The following is a 4,785-nucleotide window of genomic DNA, read 5'->3' on the forward strand; positions in this document are numbered from 1 at the left end:
GCGGGTTATCATTTCCTCGGAGACGAAGAACTGGATGAGCGAGGAGACGAAGACACCCAGCAGAACAAAGGGCATGGCCTCCAGCACGATGCTGATGAAAATGGCGGCGAAACTCTGCAATGTCGAGGCCGACACGGGAGCCCAGGGCGCGTTCCTGGAAGCGGCAACCCCGAGAACTCCCATCAGAGGGAGAAAAAAGAGCGCCCATTCCTTCATTTCCTTCATCGATGCAGTACGAGCGGAACGCATAAGTCCCTCCCTCTCAAACCCGTCTGTCCACGATGCGGCGGATTTTCCCCGTGCGCTGCACCCGGGGGATGGACTGCGGCGGAACAACCCGGGCCACCAGTTCCTCAAGCTTGAGATTGCGCGGATCCGCGTAGACTTTCGCCTTGGCGACGATGGCGTCGCAGATGCGTCGCTCCAGTTCCACCGTATCCCTGGACTCCTGAGTCCGGGGCGTCCCGGAAAGGCGTCCCGGAAGGCTTTCCACGGTAAAGGTCACCCGAGCGCGCTCTCCCAACGGGTCCACAACGATCTGAAAATCCGAGGAAAGCTCCGGAAAGGCGCGAAGCGCCTGGGCGACCTCCTCCAGATACAGTTTTCCGAAGTGAACCCGCACGTAGTCGTCGATCCTGCCGAGAAGGCGGAACCGGGGCGACCGGGAGCCGCATGCACATGCCCCCGCAACCCACTCTGCCCGGTCTCCCAGACGATAGCGAATCAGAGGGTGAAGGCGCCTCTCCAGCGTGGTGGCCACGATTTCTCCGTCCTCCAGGAGTTCCGTGTAACACCATTCATCGGTGACGTGGAATTCCGTGGGACCGCAGTGGGAACACTGGTATCCCATGGGGCCGATCTCCACGGCACCGTAGAGCGGCGAGGCGATGCATTCGGCCCGGAAGGCCCGCGCCACGTACTCCCGGGCCGACTCGGGAAGAGGCTCTCCCGTAAAGAAGACCTTCGGCACCGAGCCGCTCCAGCCCGTTCGCTCCACCGCCTCCGCGAGAGAAACGAGCGCGCTGGACATGGCCATGATCGCCGTGGGGCGAAACGTGGCGAGCATCTCCAGGGTTTCCTCGTCACTCTGGTTGTAGGTCATGGAGAGAATGCGACACCCCGTCTCCTCAAGTGCCCGATCGAAGGCGAGAAATCCCGTCCAGAGCGCCCCCGCCCGGAGGAGATTCGCCACCGTGTCCTCCGGGCCGATCCCCAGCATCCGGAATCCCCGCCCCGTGATGTGTCCCGCAAGGTCGAACTCCTCGGCGGACCACGCGACGTAGCGGGGTTTTCCCGAAGTTCCTCCGGAGGCGAAGAAATAGGCTCCCCGGGGCTCCCGGGTGAGCATGGCCGTGTCGAAGGGAGGGCAATGGGCCGCCAGGTCCGCCTTTTCGAGGAAGGGAACGTTTTTCAGGTCTTCAAGTGATGCGAGAGGAAGAGAAGGCACACGCGAGGCATAGCGCTCCCGATAGAAGGGACTCGCCGTGGCGATCTCCAGAATGGCGTTGATCCGGGCAAGCAGCTCTTGATCCCTGCTTGCCCGGAGGAGAAAATCCTGACCGAGCGAATCCGGGGAGATGTCCTCTCGGTTCACGAAGCGCACGAGCTGCAAAGGAATGAAAACGCCGTCGTGGGAGGCGGAGGGATCGGCACCGAGTCCCATCGTGCCGGGACGACAGAAACGGAGCACTCCCAGACCGAGCATGGCCTCCAGAGCGCTCTGCAGCCGTTCCTCCGGCGCCGCAAGACCCACAGTGGACATGTAGTAGCCCATGACGCGGAGATTGCCCTCGGTCACATCCTCGATCCGCCGCACACGGTTCACGTAGACCGTCCGGTTCAGTGGAGAGGGCACTACGTCCGCCCCCTCCTGAAGAATCACCGCAGCGTCACCGCCGGCGACTTCGAACAATCGCGCCTTCCCCTGAAAACTTTTCCACGCAGCCAGTTCCCGTTCCTTGCGGATCTCCACCAGCTCGTCCAGCTCCGCCCTTCCGGGCGGAAAGGCCTTCGCTTCCTCCGCCAGGGCGTCCGCGAGATAACGGGAAAAACGCACCGCATAGGAGGACTCGTTCCCGAAGAGATCCGGCGCTTCCGCTCCGGCATCCTCCACAAAGACATTCTGGCAGCTCGTGCAGGCTCTCTGCTCCCAGAGCGTGACATCAAGGGCGAACCCCGTCGCAGCCTCCCGGAGCGCCTCGTCGTCGAGCCCTTCCGTCACGACGCCGAAACTGATCTTCGGGCCGAAGGCGAGAAGCTGCGTCTTCGGAGCGAGGTCCTTCTTGTATTCCCGCACGGCATCCTCGCCTCCGAAAAGCAGAATGCCGTCAAAGACCCGCTTCACGAGGGACACGACCGCCGTATTCCGCCTGCTCCAGGATGTGACAGCCAGGTATGGCGCGACCAGCCCCCGCGGATCGGCTTCGAGAAGAGCCTCGAGAAAAAGAAACGGAAAAAGCGGATCCTGGCGGGAGATCTTGAGGACATTCACGTTCTTCGTCGACATACCGAGCACGAGGGAATCGACGGAACCGAGAAAGATGTTTCCCGCAGCAACGTGGCAGACCGCCCCGAGCGGAACCGCCCGGGAGAGTCTCCCCCGTCCCCAGGGGACGAAACAGTCCAGCGCCCGGTAGTTCCCCAGACAGGCGAGGCGCTCCTGAAGAAACGTCCGGGAGAGCAGCGTCCCCAGCACCTCCACACCCTTCTCCACGAGCGCCGGGGAGTAGCCCGTCACGGCGGGCATGCTCTCCAGAATACGCCTGCGATAGGGACCTTCGGGATCGACGAGCAGTCTTCCCGTTCGGTGCAGCACCCCAAGCACATCGTCCACGGAAACCGCCGCGAAAGCACGGGATCGTTCCGCCAGAAACGCTTCGTTGAAAAATCGGGCCGCCGTCGCCTCGGGCAGGTCCTGGGGCAGCTCGAGAAACTCACCGAAAAAGTAGTGGCGCTGAGTCGCTTCCATGATCCTCTCTCCTTCACATCTCGTCTTTCTCGGAATTCACACGGCCTATACAGCACCGCAAAACAGGGAACCCGACGGCGGAACACCTCTGCCCGCATCAAGCCATCCATTGAAACACCGGGCAGGAGGGCCTCCGCTCAGACGCTCGTACGGGCCATGCGATCCAGGATCTCCTGGGCCGCGATGGCGCATCCCTTGTGCTTGGACGTGCCTCCCCGCCGGACCGAAGCGATGTATGTTCCGGGAAGACCACAGGGGCAGTCCTCTTCGAGGCGGGCCACGTCGGTGGCAAGAAGAGAGCAGTTCGGCTGGGCGGTGTTGTAGGGGGTAAGCAGATGCAAGAGCCCCTCGGCACCGGGAGGGAGCACCTCCAACGTCCTGGGATCCCGGACGGAGAGCCGCCCGAAGACGGGTACGTGATGATGCCCATAGCGGCAAGCTCCATAGGGAACACCGTGCTCCGCCATGCCGAACACGTCCCGCACGTTCTCCCTCGGCAATCCCAAGGATTCTTCAAGGAAACGAGCGAATGCCTCATGGCTCAGGGGAACTCCCGCGTGGTTCTTCCATCCGCCTCCGGCGATGACGAAGCTCCGGGGATCGACCCGTAACCCGGGAGCGATCTTTCGCAGCTCTTCCACGGCACGGTACATGAAGGCAGGAAATCCGAGAAACCGGAGCGGTGCATCCTCGGCGAGCTCGGCAATGCGCCGGGCCGCGGCAACGGCGTCGAACTCGAACTCCTGCGAGGCATCGTCCCATCGGATAAGCCAGGACGCGGTCTTCGCCGGAGCGCAGGCCATCTTCTGTTCGGTGCTCCAGCTCGTTCCCACCGCTCCGGCGTGCTCCCGCTCATACCCGAAGAGCAGATAGTGCACAGGTTCGACACTGTCAAAACCGAGTCCCCGGAAGACAGACCGGGAGAGCGCCTCAAGCCTGGCGAGAGAGGGTGTGTCCAGCAAAAGCTGCGTTTTCTGACCGCTCGTCCCCGAACTGGTGAGCGTCAGGACGATTTCCTCGTCCGGAACGGAGCAGAAACGATGGAGCTTGAGCGTTCCCACGAAAAGGGGGGGAATGCCGTAGATGTCTCCCGAGGCTTTCGCCCGTTCCGGGGAAAACCCGCTTCGGACCGCAAGAGAACGGAGAAAGGGGTGTCGCTCGTATTGGTACAGGTAATTCTCGAAAAGCGCCTCCGCAAAAAGAGCATCTCGCTCCGGAGAGAAGACAAAGGCGTCCTCAAGGGAACAAAGGGCATCTGCGGCGGGAAAAAGCCCTCCGTCACACGTGTCCTCCGCGCCGTTCCCGGAGGTGCATTCGCTCAGTCCGCCCTTCTCCATTCTTTCCGACATTCCATCGACATCTCCTCGCTCCCGGGAAGCGTCCTCCTCCGGGCATCCCATGCAGCCCATACATCGCGCCATAACCATTCCTCCTCACGACACACGTCAACGCGGCGCATTCACACACTTCCCCCTCCGGATCCCCTGAAAGGACGGGCATGGAGCACCGCCACGCATTCTCCGGAAACAGGCACTTCAGGCGTTTCCGTCTCCCGGGGAAGACGGCGGAACATCCTCGCCGGGATCACAGGAACGAATATAGGACAGCAGGTCTCCCGCGATGTCCGAGGCGATTCTGATCCTGCCGTAGTCGATGATCTGATTGTTCAGGTACTGCAAAAGAAGGAAAGGCCCCCGGGAAGCGTGGGGCAGAATCCCCGCGAAGAAAAATCCCTCTTCCTCCAGGGAATCGCAGAGGAAGGGCGTCGCCGGATCTCTGAGAGGAAGCCGCAGGGAGATGAACTCGATTTTTTTTCG

At 62.1% G+C, this 4,785-nt stretch carries 3 protein-coding genes and 1 pseudogene; all 4 read right to left on the minus strand.

Annotated elements, in window-relative coordinates; all coding sequences use genetic code 11:
• A pseudogene (locus Q1K49_RS05745) lies at positions 1 to 249 on the minus strand (hypothetical protein); the annotation flags it as partial.
• Between the two features lie 13 nt (positions 250 to 262).
• Complete coding sequence (locus tag Q1K49_RS05750; protein ID WP_300523857.1) at positions 263 to 2,968, minus strand: acyl-CoA reductase; 2,706 nt, start codon at positions 2,966 to 2,968, stop codon at positions 263 to 265.
• Between the two features lie 137 nt (positions 2,969 to 3,105).
• Positions 3,106 to 4,317, minus strand: coding sequence for an acyl-protein synthetase LuxE (locus Q1K49_RS05755; protein WP_300523860.1), 1,212 nt, complete (start codon positions 4,315 to 4,317; stop codon positions 3,106 to 3,108).
• A gap of 186 nt (positions 4,318 to 4,503) precedes the next feature.
• Positions 4,504 to 4,785 (minus strand): hypothetical protein (locus tag Q1K49_RS05760; RefSeq protein ID WP_300523863.1); only part of this gene is annotated, 282 nt, incomplete at its 5' end.

The sequence above is a fragment of the Aminiphilus sp. genome (assembly GCF_029975095.1).
In the GTDB taxonomy this organism is placed as follows: domain Bacteria; phylum Synergistota; class Synergistia; order Synergistales; family Aminiphilaceae; genus Aminiphilus.